General features: G+C 63.5%; 16 protein-coding genes. 6 read left to right on the forward strand and 10 right to left on the reverse strand.

What is annotated here, in order from left to right; all coding sequences use genetic code 11:
* Positions 1-2 precede the first annotated feature (2 nt).
* From AB4Z53_RS18695 to AB4Z53_RS18710, 4 genes are all read right to left on the reverse strand, one after another.
* The gene (locus tag AB4Z53_RS18695) at positions 3-1,001 is read right to left on the reverse strand and encodes an ABC transporter permease (protein WP_441597047.1); all 999 of its coding nucleotides are present in this window, start codon (positions 999-1,001) and stop codon (positions 3-5) included.
* Positions 998-1,999, reverse strand: coding sequence for an ABC transporter permease (locus tag AB4Z53_RS18700; protein WP_441597049.1), 1,002 nt, complete (start codon positions 1,997-1,999; stop codon positions 998-1,000). Before AB4Z53_RS18700 ends, AB4Z53_RS18695 begins: the two co-directional genes overlap by 4 nt.
* A complete protein-coding gene (locus AB4Z53_RS18705) occupies positions 1,992-3,506 on the reverse strand; it encodes a sugar ABC transporter ATP-binding protein (RefSeq protein WP_113538570.1) in 1,515 nt (504 codons plus the stop codon). The genes AB4Z53_RS18700 and AB4Z53_RS18705 overlap by 8 nt, the downstream gene beginning before the upstream one ends.
* 150 nt (positions 3,507-3,656) lie before the next feature.
* A complete protein-coding gene (locus AB4Z53_RS18710) occupies positions 3,657-4,649 on the reverse strand; it encodes an autoinducer 2 ABC transporter substrate-binding protein (RefSeq protein ID WP_441597051.1) in 993 nt (330 codons plus the stop codon).
* A 242-nt stretch (positions 4,650-4,891) separates the two neighbouring features.
* On the opposite strand from AB4Z53_RS18710, the gene AB4Z53_RS18715 reads away from it, so the two are divergent.
* The 3 genes from AB4Z53_RS18715 (at position 4,892) to AB4Z53_RS18725 (ending at position 7,306) form a co-directional block, all read left to right on the forward strand.
* Complete coding sequence (locus AB4Z53_RS18715) at positions 4,892-5,950, forward strand: LacI family DNA-binding transcriptional regulator (RefSeq protein WP_441597052.1); 1,059 nt, start codon at positions 4,892-4,894, stop codon at positions 5,948-5,950.
* Between the two features lie 89 nt (positions 5,951-6,039).
* A complete protein-coding gene (locus AB4Z53_RS18720; RefSeq protein ID WP_441597054.1) occupies positions 6,040-6,492 on the forward strand; it encodes an Lrp/AsnC family transcriptional regulator in 453 nt (150 codons plus the stop codon).
* A 190-nt stretch (positions 6,493-6,682) separates the two neighbouring features.
* A complete protein-coding gene (locus tag AB4Z53_RS18725) occupies positions 6,683-7,306 on the forward strand; it encodes a LysE family translocator (protein ID WP_441597056.1) in 624 nt (207 codons plus the stop codon).
* 45 nt (positions 7,307-7,351) lie between these two features.
* Here AB4Z53_RS18725 and AB4Z53_RS18730 read toward each other — a convergent pair whose 3' ends face one another.
* The 4 genes from AB4Z53_RS18730 to AB4Z53_RS18745 form a co-directional block, all read right to left on the reverse strand.
* Positions 7,352-7,762: a GFA family protein gene (locus AB4Z53_RS18730; protein ID WP_441597058.1), complete on the reverse strand. Its 411-nt coding sequence runs from the start codon at positions 7,760-7,762 to the stop codon at positions 7,352-7,354.
* 100 nt (positions 7,763-7,862) lie between these two features.
* Entirely contained in the window at positions 7,863-8,861 is a 999-nt protein-coding gene (locus AB4Z53_RS18735) for a DUF535 family protein (protein ID WP_441597060.1), read from the reverse strand.
* Between the two features lie 184 nt (positions 8,862-9,045).
* A complete protein-coding gene (locus AB4Z53_RS18740) occupies positions 9,046-10,218 on the reverse strand; it encodes an ATP-binding protein (protein ID WP_441597062.1) in 1,173 nt (390 codons plus the stop codon).
* Positions 10,215-10,910: a response regulator gene (locus AB4Z53_RS18745; protein WP_113538562.1), complete on the reverse strand. Its 696-nt coding sequence runs from the start codon at positions 10,908-10,910 to the stop codon at positions 10,215-10,217. Before AB4Z53_RS18745 ends, AB4Z53_RS18740 begins: the two co-directional genes overlap by 4 nt.
* A 317-nt stretch (positions 10,911-11,227) precedes the next feature.
* On the opposite strand from AB4Z53_RS18745, the gene AB4Z53_RS18750 reads away from it, so the two are divergent.
* Entirely contained in the window at positions 11,228-12,025 is a 798-nt protein-coding gene (locus tag AB4Z53_RS18750; protein ID WP_441597064.1) for a phosphatase PAP2 family protein, read from the forward strand.
* 27 nt (positions 12,026-12,052) lie between these two features.
* Here the strand turns inward: AB4Z53_RS18750 and AB4Z53_RS18755 are convergent, their stop codons facing one another.
* Both AB4Z53_RS18755 and AB4Z53_RS18760 read right to left on the reverse strand, forming a co-directional pair.
* Positions 12,053-14,146: an ATP-binding protein gene (locus tag AB4Z53_RS18755; RefSeq protein ID WP_441597066.1), complete on the reverse strand. Its 2,094-nt coding sequence runs from the start codon at positions 14,144-14,146 to the stop codon at positions 12,053-12,055.
* Positions 14,143-14,883, reverse strand: coding sequence for a response regulator transcription factor (locus AB4Z53_RS18760; protein WP_223728532.1), 741 nt, complete (start codon positions 14,881-14,883; stop codon positions 14,143-14,145). Before AB4Z53_RS18760 ends, AB4Z53_RS18755 begins: the two co-directional genes overlap by 4 nt.
* Positions 14,884-15,100: 217 nt before the next feature.
* On the opposite strand from AB4Z53_RS18760, the gene AB4Z53_RS18765 reads away from it, so the two are divergent.
* Positions 15,101-16,123 carry an ABC transporter substrate-binding protein gene (locus AB4Z53_RS18765; protein ID WP_441597069.1) on the forward strand — a complete coding sequence of 341 codons (1,023 nt, stop codon included), beginning with the start codon at positions 15,101-15,103 and terminating at the stop codon, positions 16,121-16,123.
* A 175-nt stretch (positions 16,124-16,298) separates the two neighbouring features.
* Positions 16,299-17,324, forward strand: a complete 1,026-nt coding sequence (locus AB4Z53_RS18770; RefSeq protein WP_113538557.1) for an ABC transporter substrate-binding protein — start codon at positions 16,299-16,301, stop codon at positions 17,322-17,324.
* The last annotated feature ends 97 nt before the right edge of the window (positions 17,325-17,421 follow it).

Raw genomic sequence — 17,421 nt, forward strand, 5'->3', positions numbered from 1 at the left:
GGTCATGTTTCCTTTCTGACAAATGAAATCTTGAACTTGGTGGCGACGAAGCGCAGCACCATGACGCCGGCGAGCAGCACCCCCCAGACGGCGGTCGCCAGATGCTGGTTGGCGCCGACGAGGTTGAGGCCGGAAGAAAGAAGCTGCAGCACCACCAGGGCGACGAAGACCGGAATGACCCGGCCGAAGCCGCCGAACGGATTGACGCCGCCCAAGAAGCAGGCGAGCACCGTGATCAGCAGGTAGCTTTCGCCGTGGCCGATGCGCACGGAGTTGAAGCGGGCCAGCATGATGATGCCGGCAATCGCGCACATGGCGCCCGAAAGCGCATAGACCAGCACGATCACCTTGCGGGTGTTGATGCCGGAATAGCGCGTCGCCTCGAGGTTGGAGCCGATCATATAGGTGTTGAAGCCGAGCTTCGTGCGGGTGAGCAGCACGTTCCAGGCGAGCACGCAGACGATAAAGACGATGAGCGGGATCGGCAGGCCGAGGAAGGTGCCGTGACCGAGTGGACCGAGGAAGGTCGGAAAGCCCGAGACGTCGCCGCCGCGCGTCAGGAACTCGCCGAGGCCGCGCAGGAAGATCATCATCGACAGCGACACCAGGATCGGATGCGCGCGGGTAAAGGCGATCACCAGCCCCATTACCACACCGCTCGCCGCACCGACGAGGATCGCCAGCACCGAACCGAGCAGGAAGGCGCCGGGGCTGGCATCCACCCCGCCATTTGCCTGCAGCACCCAGGCGAGCGTCAGCCCGGCAATGTTGGCCGTGAAGGTGATCGCGAGATTGAGCCCACCGGTGAGGATCGGCAATAGCATCGCCAGCGTCAGCAGGCCGAGTTCCGGAAGCTGGAAAGCGACCGAGCCGAAGGTGGCGGCGCTCAGGAATTGCGGCGAGGCGATGCCGAAAACCAGCATCACTGCGAGGAAAGCCAACCCCGGCCCGGCCATTTCCGGCCCGATAAGGGTCTTCACGCGGTCGACAATCGCGCTCATCGTCCGGCTCCTTTCTGGCTGACGAAAGGCAAAAGCCTTTCGATGCGGGTGTTGGAGAGCGTGATCGCCACGAGGATGATGGCGCCGATGATCATCTTGAAGGCGAAGGGCGAGACGCCCATCAGGTTGAGGCCGTTCTGGGTGATCGAGATCAGGAGCACGCCGAGCACGCAGCCGAGCACCGAGCCCTTGCCGCCGCCAAGCCGCGCGCCGCCAAGGACGACCGCCGCCAGCACGTCGAGCTCGCGTCCATAGAGCGCGTTCGGCACCACCTCCTGCGCATAGTGCGCCTGGATGAGGCCGCCGATTCCGGCCATCAGGCCGAGCCAGCCGAAGGCAATGAACTGCATGGCGCCGATGTTGATGCCGAAGCGGCGCGCACCTTCCGGATTGTCGCCGAAGGCATAGAGCTGGCGACCGGTCGTGGTGCGGGTGATCAGAACCCAGGTGGCGATGACGCAAAGCACCATGACCAGAACGGGCAGCGTGATTTCGACCCAGGTTCCGTCGGCCATCTCATGCTCGAACAGGATGACGCGATCCGTCAGCCAGTCCGGCAGGTCGTAGATCGACACGCCCTTGGTGAAAAACATCAAGAGGCCGAAGTAGATATTGAAGGTCGAGATCGTCGCAACGATCGAGATCACCCGGAAGCGGTGGATCAGGAAGGCGTTGATCGCACCGAGCAGGATGCCAAGCGAGCCGGCGATCAAAAGCCCCGAGATCCAGCCTCCGCCGCCGATCCAGTCGAGCGCGATCGCCGTGCCGTACTGGACGACGGACGCAGCGACGGCGAAGGAGATATCGATACCGCCGGCGATCAGCACCACCAGCAATCCGACGGCGAAGATGATGTTGACCGAACTGATGTTGAGCAGGTCGAAGGCGTTGCCGAGCGAGAAAAAGTTCGCGGTCGAAACCGAGAGTACGGCGCTGATGGCGATGATGACGGCAAGCAGCGACACTTCCGTCGCGTGGGTGCGGACGAATCTACGCATAGACCGCTCCTTCGATCTCGGCGAGCGAAGCGCTGCGCGGGTCATAACTGCCGACGATGCGGCCCTGCGCCATGTGCAGCACCCGGTCGGCGTTGAAATAGACTTCCGGCACTTCGTCGGAGATGAGGATGATCGCAAGGCCGGTCTCGGCAAGCCGCGCGACGATGTCGAAGATGCCGGCGCGTGCGCCGACGTCGACGCCGACGGTCGGCGCGTCGAGGATCAAAAGCTTCGGATCGGTCGCCAGCCACTTGGCGATCGCCACCCGCTGCTGGTTACCGCCGGAAAGCGTGGAGATCGCATCCTGCTGCAGGCCGATCTTGACGCCGAGATCGGCGATCCAGCGGCCGACAAGGCTGCGCTTGCGCTCCTCGGAAAGCAGGCCACCGGAGAGGATCTTGTCGAGCGAGCTGATCACCAGATTGTCGGCAATCGACTGCGGCTGGATGAGGCCGAGTGACAGCCGGTCCTCCGACAGATAAGCGACGCCCGCCGCGATCGCATCGCGGTTGGAAGAAAAGCGGACCGGCTTGCCATCGAGCGCAATGGTGCCGGATGCCGGCTTCAGCATACCGAAAAGCGTTAGCGCCAGCTCCGTGCGTCCTGCGCCGAGCAGTCCGGTAATTCCCAGCGTTTCGCCGCGGCGCACGGTGAGCGAGATATCTTCGAACTGCCCAGGGCGGGAAAGGCCCTTTACATCGAGCACCACCGGCTGCCCATCGCGGGGTTTCGCCCTCACCTGCTGGTCGAAGGTCTTGCCGGTCATCAGTTCGGTGATGCGCGATTGCGTCATGCCGGCGGCGGGATAGACGCCGACCAAGGCACCGTCGCGCAAGACAGTGATGCGGCTTGAAATCTCCAGCACCTCGGCAAGCCGATGGCTGACGAAGACGACGGCCACGCCGGAGGCGGAAAGGCCGCGAACGATATCGAGCAGGTGATCGGTTTCCGATTGGGTCAGCGATGCTGTCGGCTCGTCCATGAACACGAGCCTCGCTTCACCCACCAGAGCGCGCGCAATCGCTACGATCTGGCGTTGGGCAATCGCATATTCCTTGAGCGGCAGATCGACATCGAGCGTCACGCCGAGGCGGGCGAGCGCATCGGTCGCGATCTGGCGCATGCGACCATAGTCGACGAATTTCGGCCAGCGGCCGAGCACTGTCTGAAACGCGATGTTTTCGGCGACGCTCATCTCGGGGAAGAGCGCCAGATCCTGCCAGATGACCTGGATGCCGCGGTCCTGTGCGGTCACCGGCGACATGTGGGAATAGCTTTCGCCATCATATTCGATAGCGGCGCCATCGGCGGGGCGGTAGACACCGGTGATGATCTTGATCAGCGTGCTCTTGCCGCAGCCATTTTCGCCGGCCAGGCAATGAACCTCGCCGGGGCGAACGTCGAAGCTCACATTCTTGAGCGCACGGACGCCACCGAAGGTCATGTTGATGTCGCGCAGGGACAGAAGCGGCTTTTCGCCTCCTCCCGCGGTCGCAAGCTTATGCATGGGTCTGCGCCCCCAAATCACGTTAGGTTGGAGCGGGATGCGGACGAAAACCGCAAACACGTGTCCTCATCCCGCCCAGTACCCTTGAAGGGACTTGCCAGGCCGGCCGTAGCCGGCCCAGCAGCCGGGAGAACCCTTAAATTCTAGGCGTCAGAGGCCCATGGCCGCGAGATCCGCAACCGTGTCCTTGTTGATCGGCACGAGCTGGTCGACGATGATGTTGCGGTTTTCGAAGTCCGGCTTGACCTTGCCGAGACCTTCGATCTCGTCACCGTCCTTGACCTCCTCGCCCTTCATCAGCTTGTCGGCGAGCGTGACGAAGACTTCACCGGCCTGTTTCGGATTCCACATAAAGCCGCCGGAGATCGCGTCAGACTTCACCAGCTTCTGGCCCTGGCCCGGCGAGAAGGGGCCGAGCACAAAGATCTCGCCGACCTTGCGGCGCTCTTCGACGGCGCGGCCGGCACCGATCGGGCCCTGGCTGCCGAAGGCAAGGAAACCTTTCAGGTTCGGATGGGCAGAGATCAGGTCAAGTGCGGTCGACCGGCTCTTGTCGACGTCTTCGGCAACACCGTAGCGGTCGCCGACCAGCGTCATGTCCGGATGGTTCTTCTTGATGTAGGCGATTGCCGCATCGGCCCAGGCATTGTGCAGCGGCACGGTCAGCGAGCCGACGAAGACAGCATATTCGCCCTTGCCGTCCATCTTCTCGGCGAGCAGCTTGCCATGCGCCTCACCGAAACCGGTGGAGGATGCGAGTTCGAAGTCCCAGTCGGCACCCTTCTGGCTCGGCGACTCATGGGTGATGACGATGATGCCCTTTTCCTTGGCCTTGGTCAGAACCGGCTCAAGCACCTTGGCATCGTTCGGCACCACGCCAATGACCTTAACGCCTTGGGCGATAAGATCTTCGATGGCGCGCACCTGCAGCGCCGGGTCGGCGCTGGTCGGGCCGACCATGAAGGCGTCGATACCAAGCTTCTGGCCGCGCTCCTTGATGCCGGCTTCCATGGCGTTGAACCACGGAATGCCGCCGATCTTGACGACAACGCCGACCTTGCCGGCATCCTGTGCGAAGGCGGCTGCAGAGCTGGCAAGCGCCAGCGATGTCGCCAGGGCGGCGACGAGAAATTTCCTGATCATGTCTCTCCTCCACTCGCTCCCAAAGGGGGAACGCGCCCGGTCGCTTGGCGCCGGCCTCCAGTTTCAAACCATCACTGGCGAAGTGTTCCCTCGCCTCCCTGATCGCCGCCTCCTCAGACGACACCATCAAATTTGCACAATCGATATTTCTTGTTTGCACAATCGATGGTGCAAGAACTATTGTGCAGACTTAATCTTTCGTCAAGGGGAAATCGGCACTAAAACGATCAGGGGAGAATACGATGGCCAGCAGCAGCAAAAAGAAAGCGACGATCTACGACCTGTCGGTGTTGTCAGGGAGTTCTCCCTCAACCGTAAGTGCGGTCCTGAACGGCACCTGGCAGAAACGCCGGATCAAGGAAAGCACGGCGGAGTTGATCCGCAGCCTGGCCGAAACCCACCAGTATACGGCCAACCGCCAGGCGCGCGGGTTGCGCAGTTCCCGCTCCGGCCTCATCGGCCTGCTGCTGCCGATCCACGACAACCGCTATTTCTCGTCGATGGCGCAGACCTTCGAGGCGCATGTCCGAAGCAAGGGGCAATGCCCGATCGTCGTCAGCGCCAGCCGCGATCCGGAAGAGGAGCGCAAGACCGCCGAGACGCTGATCTCCTATTCGATCGACGAGCTGTTCATCTGCGGCGCCACCGACCCGGATGGCGTGCACGAGGTTTGTGAGGCGGCCGGTCTCAAGCACGTCAACATCGACCTGCCCGGCACCAAGGTGCCCTCCGTCATCAGCGACAACTACGAGGGCGGGCGGATGCTGACGGAGGCGATCATCCGCCACTTCCAGGCATCGGGTCCCCTCGAGCCGCATGAACTCTACCTCTTCGGCGGCCGAAACGACCATGCCAGCCGCGAACGTATCCGCGGGTTCCGCGCCGTGAAAAGCGAACTGCTCGGCGCCGATCCGGACGAATGCATCCATCCGACAGGCTACGCACCGAACAATGCCAGGCTCGCCTTCGAGGCCTTCTACGAGAAGCATGGCAAGCTGCCGCGCGGCCTCTTCGTCAACTCGTCGATCAACTTCGAGGGGCTGCTGCGTTTCATGGCGGGGCATCCGCACGAGAACTTCGCCGACCTCGTGGTCGGCTGCTACGATTACGATCCCTTCGCGTCCTTCCTGCCCTTCCCCGTCATCATGATCCGGCAGGATGTCGAAGGCATGATCACCAAAGCCTTCGAGGTCATCGACGAGGCTCGGCCGCAGCCGCGTATCCACCTTATCCAGCCCGAACTGGTGCAGCCGCGAACGGCGCTGACGGGCCCGCTCGACGCCTTGAAGGATATCGAATAGCCAGACGCTGCCATCGTTTCCTTGGCGCGCGCAATACATAACAGAAAATTCCTCTGTACATTCTATCGTATTCAGCGTATTAATTGGATATGGATGACGTTGACAGAAAAATCATCGAAATTCTCGCTGACGATGCGAGGCGGTCGCTGACCGATATCGGCGCTGCGGTGGAATTGTCACCGTCGGCCGTCAACGAACGCATTCGCCGGCTCGTCGCCAATGGCGTGATCCGAAATTTCACCGTCGAGGTCGATCATCGCGCGCTCGGCCTCGACGTCCTGGCCTTTGTCTGGGTGGGCCTCGCCCCGGATGCGGACGAGGCAGCGTTTCGGACATTCATGGCCGGCCATCCGGCCGTGGCGGAATGCCACCACGTGACCGGCGCCTGGTCCTACTGCGTCAAGGTCCGGATGCCGTCGCTCGGCGACCTCGAACCGTTCCTTGCGGAAATGAAGCAAAGGCGGTTCCTGGCGCGAAGCGAAACGGTGATCGCGCTGTCGACCGTCCGGGAAAGCCTGACGACGACGGCACAGCGCGCCTGACGGACGCGCCTGCGTAAGCCCTCAGATCGATATCGATGTGGAGGCAAATTTATGCGGCGCCTTGAAGTGTCACAGCGACCCGAGCGCGTCTTTTAAGACGCGCGGCGCTGTCAGTCTGCTGCAACTTTTCTCGAATTGCTGCGCGTGCCCCATCGGCTGGCGAGCATGCTGCAGCCTGGAGCCCTATGCCATGTCTACATTGCTGTTTGGAAAAAGCCTCTTGCTCGGCCTCGCGATCGCGGCCCCGCTCGGCCCGATCGGAGCGCTCTGCATCAACCGCACCCTGGAGCGCGGCTTCTGGGCGGGCGTCGCCGGTGGGTTGGGTACCGCCGCCGCCGATGCCACCTATGCGGCCCTTGCGGCGATCGGCTTTGCCGCCTTTGCGGCAATGCTCGCGATCATCGCGATGCCGCTCAGCGTCGCTGGCGGCCTGTTCATGATCTGGCTCGGCTGGAGTGGATTGCGGCCAAAACCGGTGACGGCCGCGGCCGATGTCGGCGGACGCGACCTCATCCGCACGACCGTCTCGACCTTTCTGCTGACGATGACCAATCCGGCGACGATCCTCTCTTTCGCCGCGATCTTCGCGGGTCTGGGCCTGGCCGGGGCCGGGGATGCACTGAGTGCCGCCATCGTCGTTATCGGCGTCTTCCTCGGCTCGCTCGGCTGGTGGTTTTTCCTAAGCGGCGGCGTGGCAATTGCCCGCAAAAAGCTGCCGGACAGTTTCGTCGCCTGGGTGTCCCGCATTTCGGGCCTGGTCCTGATCGCCTTCGGTATCATCGCCATTGGAGCCGCCGCCAAGGGGCTGTTTTAGCACCGTCGCAACCGGTTGGGCCAGTTCTCCGCGCCTCTCAAATCTCTACGGCTTGACCGCTTCCACGTGCCACCATTTGGGCCGCGTGGAGCGGAAGCTGTGGCTGGTGGGGATCAATTCGGCGGCGTTCGTTTTGTCGAAGATACCGAGCAGCAACGCGACCACGGGGGCATCGTCGATCGCACCGATGCTGCTGCCGCAGGCGGGGCAGAAGGCGCGGCTGGAATAGTCAGACGTGCGATAGACCGCGGGCGCTCCGCCCGGCCCGGTCCACGCGACAACATCCCGCGGGAATTCAACCCAGGCCACAGTCAGCGCGCCCGAGTGGCGCTGACACATCTTGCACGAACACGTGTGCGGCTTGCCGGCCGCTGCCCTTGCCTCGAAGCGGATTGAGCCACAAAGGCATCCTCCGGTAAACAGCGCTTTCTTCTTGCCGGCAGCTGTGGTCGCCATGGCTCAATCTCCAAAATATACTTGATTCGAAAGACGCCACCCTACGTTGCGACCGTTGCCGTGGAAAGCTGGCGCATGCCCCGCGGGCACGCAGTTAGCATCAGTAGAACCATGCGCCGATATCGCGAAACGCCCTCTTGCTCTGGTCGCGCCGGTTGCCCTCGGGCGCGGCCTTGCCGTCTGCAATCGGGAGACAGAAGCCGAAGGGCTCGGACGGCACCCCGCCGCGATCGCACCAATAGCTGTCGAGATCGGCCCTCATCATTTTGCGCCGTTTGAGGCGACGACGATTGATCACGTGCTTTTCGTTCGAAACGGCATGGATAAGGGCCGCGTGCCCCTCCGCCACCAGCCCCTGGAGAACGAGCAGTGCCGCATCCTTGGGGCGCAGACCGCCGAGATCGCGCGTTGCGGTGATCAGCGCTCGTTTCGCATCTTCGCCCTTCGGCCCCTGCATGCCGCCAATCGCAAGGCTGTAGGTATCCTCACCGCTACGCACGAAGATGAAGCCGACCGTGCAGAGCGCATAGTCGTCGCTCTGACGGCGAAGCCTGATCGCGAAGGCGCCCTCGTGGCGGGCACCGCAATGGTCTGCCAACTGCAGTTGGATGCGATAGTTCTCGCTGCGACCGGAAACCGTTCCCATCTCCAGTGTGCCCCCGTGCCAGAGCGCCATCAGCGAGCGGCGCGACAAGACCTCGCTCGCCACATCGAAATGATTGAGCAGCAGATCGAGCCGCTGCCCCGAAGACGCGCCGTGCAGGAAGAAGGTGGGGATCGATTTGCGCACGAGATCATCATGCGGCAGCCCCAGGCGATAGCGCTCACCGAACTCGCCGAGAAAGGCGATCCAGCGTGTCGTAAGCGCGGGGTGGCGCACAAACCGCATCGAAAAGACGATGGCCCGTTTCAGGCTCACCCTGAGGCCGAGCTTCAGGACGTGGCTCCGGATCGATACTTTGGCGCGCGGCCGCTCTCTGACGATCGTTCCGGGGAGCGAGCGCCCCGGAGACGATAGCGGCTCGCCGCCGAAGGTCGTGCTGTCCTGAGCGGGCAACCGCAGATCCGCGCTGTATTCCTGCCTGATTTCCAGGGACATGGTGCAATCCTTGAGAGCAAACTCGCCGACTGGTTCGGCCAGCCTGGGTTTGCCCGGGGACTGTCAAGGATTTGCGGAGAAGCAGTCGGCAATTGAGCGCAGAACCTGCGAGCCTGACGCAGCCTCCGCAGAAGCCGGCGCGCTTTCGCTCACGGCACCAAGAAACAGCCTGCCACGCCGGCCCTCAAGCCGGAATGGCGCGCGGCAGGACGATGGTGATCACGGCACCGCCACCGGCCCGGGATGTGAATTCCAGCCGTCCGCCATGCGCCTTGGCGATCGCCTGAACGACGGAAAGGCCGAGGCCGGTACCGCCTGTCGCCCGCGAGCGCGAGGCATCGCCACGCCAGAAAAGATCGATCGAGTGGGTCGAGACATCGTCCGGCAGCCCGGGACCGCGATCCAGCAATCGGATGAAGGCTTCATCCGTGCCGCGGCGTCCAGTCTCACACCGCAGCACGCCGCCACTTGCAGCGTAGCGTGTGGCGTTCTCGATCAGCGCCAGCAGCGCCTGACGCAGGCGCTGCGAATCTCCGGAGACCCGCACCGGCTCCAGCGCCGTCTCGACCGACATGCCGGCGGATCCGAGCAAGGTGCAGGACGCTCCGAGAACCTGGGTAGCCTCGGCAGCGAGATCGACCGATTGACACTGCGTGACCAGTTTCTGGCCCGCAGCGAGCGACAGGGTCCGCAAGTCCTCGACCAAGGCCGAAAGCCCCTCAACCTGCAACAACAGTTGCTGCACCCTCTGCTGTTCCAGGGGAAAGACGCCGTCGGCCATCCCCTGAAGATTGCCCTGCAGGATCGTCAGCGGCGTGCGCAACTCGTGGGCCACCGCCATCGTGTTGAAACGCAACCTGTTCTCCATGTTCTCAAGCTCGGCCGCCAGTTCGTCAAAGGTCTTCACGAGCGTTGCCACCTCCTTGGCACCCTTGCGGATCGATCCGACACGCACGGCGAAATCGCCCGCCCTAAGGTTCTGCGTCGCCTGCGCCAGCACCTCGAGCGGACGGCTGATCTTGCGCGCCAGCCAATAGCCGACGAGCCCGCAAAAGGTCACCGCAGTCATTCCGAAGCCGAGAATGATCTTGTCCACCTCCCAGTTGGCCCACTCCTCGAGTTCCGGCATGGTCGAGAGCAATTTCTGCAGCGATTCCTGGCTCGGCAGCTTGCCGGCATTGAAATCGGTATAGGCCTGGGCCGCCTCGGGCGGCATCCGCTCCAGCAGTCTCGCCTCCAGACGCGGCTCCATGTAGTCGACGCCGGCATAGATGATGAACACGCTGATGATGAGCAGGACGATCGTCACCAGGGCCGTGAGGATGCCGAGCGGCAGGCGCGAGAGGCTGATCTTCATCTTGGCTCCACGAAGCGATAGCCGACACCGCGAACAGCACTGAAGAAACCGCTGGCGCCGAGATCCTCAAGCTTGCGCCTGAGATTGGCGATGTGGGTATCGACCGTGCGAGCCAGCGCGTCGCTGTCCGGCAGGCAGGCGTCGAGGATATCGGCGCGGTCGAAGGCATGTGTCGGCCGGCGGATCATGTGGGCGAGGATGCGGAATTCGCTGAGCGTCAGCGGGACCGAATGGCGGCGACCGCTTTTCTCGACAAAGGCGACGTGGGCGTCGAGATCGACCTCCACGTTTTCGAAGCGCAGCACCGTCGCGCCGGCGCCGTTGCGGGTGCGCCGAAGCACGGCGTTGACGCGCGCCACCACCTCCTGCGGGTTGAACGGCTTGACCACATAGTCGTCGGCCCCGAGCCTCAGGCCGGCCAGCCGGTCGAGGTCCTCGGCGAGCGCCGTAACCATGATAACCGGCGTGTTGCCTTCGCGGCGCAGGCGGGCAAGGACCTCGAAGCCGTCGAGCTTTGGCATACGCACGTCGAGCAGGACCAGGTCTGGCGACAGCACCGCATGATGCGTCAGTGCCGTTTCACCGTCGGCGGCGCGCACCGTCCGGAAGCCATCCCGCACGAGATAGGCGTCCAGGATCTGCGCTATCTCCGGCTCGTCCTCCGCCAGAAGGATGAGACCCTTGTCGACCATAAACCAACTCCCTGGCCCGATGTTGTGATCAGCAGCTTATGGGACGAATGGAACAGACATGCAATTCGTCCGGGCAGCGCCGTGGCCGCTTCGGCGGCCTTCCGGATAGAGCCCCCGACAAATCTCCGCCGTTTCTTGACAATCGGCACCGGAGTGCAAGGGATGCCCATCGGCATGCACGGTACAAGGTCAACCAAAAGGTGTATTTGACAACCCTTTTGCCCTGCGCGCCAAGAGCTCCCCGATCCTCCGCTTACCCTTGACAAAGCAAAGCAAACGTCCGGCCCGCACACACCGTCAAACTGCGAGACACCGGCATGCCCAGCCTTTTTCAATCCACGGCAATATCTGCAAACGGCATCCGACGGTTGCGCGCCAGCCCGGGTCTATGGGCCGGGCGGGCCCGTGCCCGCATGGAGGATCAGCCGATCGCCGTTGCCGGCGCGCTGACCATTTGTGCGGCTTTCGTTTTCATGGCCTTTCCCGGCATGGACCTCGTCGTCTCGCGCTGGGCGGCCTCCGCAGCGGGTGACTTTCCGCTTTCCCGCGAGCCCGCGCTACGCGCACTTCGCGACTTCAATCGCATCCTGCCGTATTTCATCCTGCCGTGCGTCCTGTTCCTATTGGTCGTTCAGGCAGTCACACTGCGCCCGAGGTTATTGCGGCCGCACAAGGCACTGTTCTTCCTTACGTTCTATGCTTTCGGTCCCGGCCTCCTGATCCAGGCCTTGAAACGACTGGTCGGCCGCGCCCGCCCCTACGACATCACGGATTTCGGCGGCAGCCTGCCGTTCACGCCCGCCTGGCAGGTCTCAAGCGCCTGCTCGCGCAGCTGCTCCTTTGCTTCTGGCGAGTCCGCAACGGCGATCGCCCTCGTAGCGCTTGCCCTGCTCCTGCCCGTTCATTGGCGCCGCGCGACCATCATCGCAGTCATCCCGTTGATCCTCGCCTTCTCGCTCAACCGCATCGTGTTTGGCGCACACTTCCTCTCCGACGTCGTGCTCGCCTGGCTGATGATGCTATGGTTGATGACCTGGCTCTGGCCGATCTTCACCGACAATGGCGAGCGCATCGATGCCGCCGTCCAGCGGCTCGGGCGGCGGCGAACTCGATAGGCTGCAAGTCGACCCTTGGCACCCGTTTCAGCTCGGAAACACCAGTTCGACGGTCGTTCCTCTCCCCGGCTGGGATAGGATACGGGCGTCGCCTCCGCTTTGCCGAACGAAGCCGTAGACGACCGCGAGGCCGAGGCCGACCCCACCCTCCCCCTCACGCGTGGTAAAATAGGGTTCGAACGCCTTGTCCGCCGCTTCCGGCGACATGCCGATGCCATCGTCGGTGACGGAGACGACGACATCTGCGTCCGCGCGGACGGCGCGGATGAGGATCGTGCCGCCGAGAGGCATGGCGGCGGCGGCATTGAGGCAGAGATTGAGGATCGCCTGCTCGAACAGCGCGGCATCGAGGTGCACATTGGGCAGGTCGTCGGCGATCTGGAAGGTTAGGCGGCATTTCTCGCCGACGGCAATTTCCAGCACGTCGGCCATCCCACGCAACACCGCGCCAACCTCCAGTGCGCCCGGCTGGATCGGGTGCTGGCTGCCGATGGACAACATGCTAGAGGCAAGCGAACGGCCACGATCGGCCGCCTTGCGGATGCGGGCGATGTGGCGCTTCTGCCTATCGTTGAAACCGGTATCCCGCTCCAAGAGCCCCAGACTGCCGGTAATGATGCCGATCATGTTGCCAACTTCGTGGCTCACCTGATGCGTCATGCGCATGATGCCATCGAGGCGCTGGGCCTTGGCCGCTTCGGCCTCCTGCCGATCCATGTCGGTGACATCCCGCGCCAGCAACACGATGCCACGATCCGGCTGCCGCGACAGCGAGACCTCCGTCACACGGCCGGCGTCGGAGCGATGCCTGAGCACGAGCCGGTCACCGAGTGTGCCCGCATCGCGATCGGCAGGCAGCAGCGCCGGATCGATCTCGGGCATCGGGCTCACGAAGTTGCGCAGCGGCAGCTTCCGCGCCGAGCCCGGCCAACCGACGAGCTCCATGACCCGCCGGTTCATCGTGATCGGCCTGCCGGTCGGATCGAAGAGTGCGATGCCCTCGTTCATGTTGCGGAAGGTGGAGCGAATGGTGCGCGCCGCCGCCTCCGCCGTACGGCGAAGCCGCGACACGCGCTCGACGCTTTCGCGGAACGCGCTGAAGGCCTCCAGCAGCTGGACGAACTCCGTTTCCGATCCCTTGTAGGTCGGCGGGTCGACGTCCCGGCGCCCCTCCGCCAGCGCGTTCATGCCGTTGGACAGCGAGACGATGCCGCGCGACACGCGCATGACCGAACGAATGGAGAAGATCGCCATGATCAGCACGAGAAGTGCGGCAACGGCGACGATGACGAGCAGGCGGCTAAGCGCGTCGGAGGTGGAAACGAGATCGTCGTTGAGGGCGCGGGCAACGGCCTCGCTCTGTGTTTCCGTCGCATGCGAGAGGTCACGCGAGACGGTGTGCAACTGCGCGACGGCGGCGCGAATGGCAAACATTTCCAGGAGATAGCGGGTCTGCGCCTCGAACACGCGTTCATAGGGCGCAATCTCCGCGGCGGAAATGCGGATGTCAGGCGCGGCATGTTCGAGGCGCGGCGAGGTCTCGGCAACGTAGCGCCGGCGCAACTCGCCGAGCTGAAACAGGCTGTCGGAATTGGATGCCGATTGCACGATCGCATTGAGCCGGCGACGGAAGTCGGCATCAGCCACGCCGCTGCCTGTCGCGATCTCGCCCAGCGCCGCGGCCGCATCAGCCTTGTGCTGCTGGGCCGACTCCGCGTCGCCGGCAAGCGTCATCGTCTGCGTGCGGATGGTCTCCAGAAGCTCTACGATATGTCCGCTGGCAAAACCCTTGACGGCCGCATTGCCGTTCTGCGGCGCCATGGCGCGCAACAGCGCATCGACCTGGGCAACCACCGAACGGCTCTCGCTCGAAACCCGATAGGGCGAAGTGGCGTTCATCAGGAACGGCGCGCTCGACACCAGGTCCGATACCTGGCGCGACACGAGCGAAGCCCGGGCAAGGCTGGAAAACGCCTGCAGCCCATAGGCCGCCATCTCGTCTCGCGCCCGCTGCAGGCCGAAGACCGCGACGGTCGCAAGGCCGAAAACGAGCACGCAGATGAAAACGATCGCGAAAGGCAGCCGGAAGGCAATCGACGAGAGAAACGGGCGAATGATCACTGCTTCGGCTCGCCGTCGTCGGTATCGAGCACGTAGCCTTTGCCGCGCCGTGTCTTTATGTGGCGCGGCAGATCCGGGTTACGCTCGATCTTCCGCCGGAGCCGCAGCACGAGCACATCGACGTTCCGGTCGATGTAGCGGTCGCTTTCGGCGCCGAGACGGTCGAGGATCTGCGCGCGGCCAACCGGCATGTTCGGCGTCTCCGCCAGGATTTCGAGGAGCGCAAACTCGGCGCTCGTCAGCGACCTCGAGGGATCGGTCAGGCAAACCGCCCGGCGGCTCCTGAGGTCGATCGACCAGTCACCGAGTTTCAGCGATGCCGGCTCGTGTTCGCGTTCGCTTTCCCGTTCCGGCTTGAGCGACGGATAGGTCCGCCGGAGAACGGCCTTGATGCGTGCCGTCAATTCGATCGGCTCGAACGGCTTGACGACATAGTCGTCCGCCGCCGTCTCCAGTCCCAGCACCCGGTCGGCAGCACTGCCTGCCGCCGTCACCATGACGATGCCGATATTGGCTCGGGCCCGCAGCCGCTGCGCAAAAGTACGGCCTGAAGTGCCCGGCAGGTTATGGTCGACAAGCACGAGATGCACCGCCTCGCGCGCCAGGACATTGGCTGCCGCCTCTGCCGATGGCGCGGTCAGCGGCTGCCAGCCCTCCGCTTCCACCAGATCGGAAATGAGCTCCGCCATGTCCGGATCGTCCTCGACGATCAGAATCCGTATCCTCTCACTCAGCATGCACGTCCTCCCGCCCCCATCATAGGCGGGGCCGTTCCAATGTTCAAAGCAGCTCACATTATGTGATTTGTCATATTTGTAATCTTTGTAATTTTGAAACGGCGCGGAGCACCCGAGGCTGTAAGAACGGTAACCATTCTCCGATTGCGACAGGCGGGGAATATCGACATCCTGACTGCGGAGATTGGGACGGGAGCGTTCCAAATGGGAGGACATCGTGAGAGGCATTACCGCTATCGGTGCGGGCGTGGCCCTGTGGCTGTGCACCGCCACCACAGGCCYGACGGCGCCGGCACTCACCGTGTTGTGCGGTGTCGACGAGGCGTGGTGCGCCACGATGAAGACGGCGTTCGAAACGAAGTCCGGCCTCGAAATCTCGATGACGCGCAGGAGCACAGGCGACATTCTCAACCAGTTGCGCGCCGAGAAAGATGCACCGACCGTCGATGTCTGGTGGGGCGGCACGGGCGACACCCATCTGCAGGCCGGATCCGAAAACCTGCTTCAACCCTACCAGCCGGCGCATGAACACGACATGCTGCCCTGGGCTCAGAACTTCTTCGCCATATCCGGCGGCCGATCGGCGGGCATCTACGCCGGAGCGCTCGGTTTCGCCTATAACGCCGATCTTCTGCACGCACTGAAGCTGCCGGCGCCGACCTGCTGGAAGGACCTCGCCGACAAGGCGTATCGCGGTCGCATCCGCAGCGGCAACCCGAACTCCTCCGGCACCGCCTTTACCACGCTTGCGACACTGGTTCAGCTCTTCGGCGAAGATGAAGCCTTCCGCTTCCTCGTGGCGCTCAATCGCAACATCGACCAGTACACGACCGCCGGTTCTGCGCCTGTGAAAGCGGCAGCGCGCGGAGAAACGCTGATCGGCATTTCGTTCATGCACGATGCCGTCACCCAGAAACAGGCAGGCTCACCGCTCGTCATCGTCGCCCCCTGCGAGGGGACCGGCTATGAGATCGGCGCCGTCAGCATCGTCAAGGGCGCGCGTCATCTGGAGGCGGCGAAAAGCTTCGTCGACTTCGCGCTCAGTCCGGAAGGCCAGGGCACGGGTGCTGCCTCCGGCCAGAACCAGGTGCCGTCCAATGCGCGCTCGAGCCTGCCGCTCGCCGCACCTGATATCTCGATGATCAAAATGGTGGACTACGACTTCGCCACCTTCGGCTCGCCGGAAGAGCGAAGTCGCTTGCTCAAAAGGTTCGACGCGGAGATCGCCGCGACGAACTGACCGCCGAATAAACCGGAGCGGGACGCAGGCGAAGGATCGCGCAGATCTTCCCCCTATCCCGCTCTGGCAAAACCACAAAACCGAAATCGTGAACGTGCCGCCCGGTGGGCAGGCCGATGGCCGCGCCGTGTCTCGTTCAGACCAGTTTCAAAACAGGCAACAGGAGGATGCCCCAATGAAAACGACAACCCTTTCCCTCATGCTCTTCGCCGGAACGGCGCTAACCGCCCTGCCGGCCCAGGCTGCCGGCAGCCTCAACCTCATCTGCTCCGCGGACGTGGTGATCTGCGAGCAGATGACCGGCGACTTCCAGAAGGAAACCGGCATCAAGGTCAACATGGTTCGCCTGTCTTCGGGCGAGACCTATGCCAAGATCCGTGCGGAGGCGCGCAACCCGAAGACCGATATCTGGTGGGCCGGCACCGGCGACCCGCATCTGCAGGCGGCCTCCGACGGCCTGACGCTCGAATACAAGTCGCCGATGCTGGACCAGCTCCAGGATTGGGCGAAGAAGCAGGCTGAAGGCTCCGGCTATCGCACCGTCGGTGTTTATGCCGGAGCGCTCGGCTGGGGCTACAACACCGAGATCTTCACGAAGAAAGGCCTGAAAGAGCCGAAATGCTGGGCCGACCTGCTCGACGCCTCGCTGAAGGGTGAGATCCAGATGGCCAACCCGAATTCTTCCGGCACCGCCTATACCGCGCTTGCCTCGCTGGTGCAGATCATGGGCGAGGACCAGGCCTTCGATTATCTGAAGAAGCTCAACGGCAACATCGCGCAGTATACCAAGTCCGGCTCGGCGCCGGTGAAGGCGGCCGCACGCGGCGAAGCCGGCCTCGGCATCGTCTTCATGCACGACGCGGTGGCGCAGACTGCCGAAGGCTTCCCGGTCAAGTCGATCGCGCCTTGCGAAGGCACCGGCTACGAGATCGGCTCGATGTCGATCATCCGCGGCGCCAAGAACCTGGACAATGCCAAGGCCTGGTACGACTGGGCGCTGAAGCCCGAGGTCCAGTCGCGCATGAAGGACGCCAAGTCCTTCCAGTTGCCGTCCAACAAGTCGGCCGAAGTGCCGAAGGAAGCACCGAAGTTCGAGGACATCAAGCTGATCGACTACGACTTCGCCACCTTCGGCGACGCCGAGAAGCGCAAGGCTCTGCTTGAGCGTTGGGATCGCGAAGTCGGCGCTACCGCCAACTGATAGCGACCTGAACGGCGCGGCCGGATGATCGATCCGGCCGCGCCGCCCAACGGTCCCAACCGTCGTTCATCGCTTCCGGCAGGCGCCGCGGCGATGC

This window comes from Ensifer sp. 2TAB8, from assembly GCF_052115125.1.
Taxonomy (GTDB): Bacteria; Pseudomonadota; Alphaproteobacteria; order Rhizobiales; family Rhizobiaceae; genus Ensifer.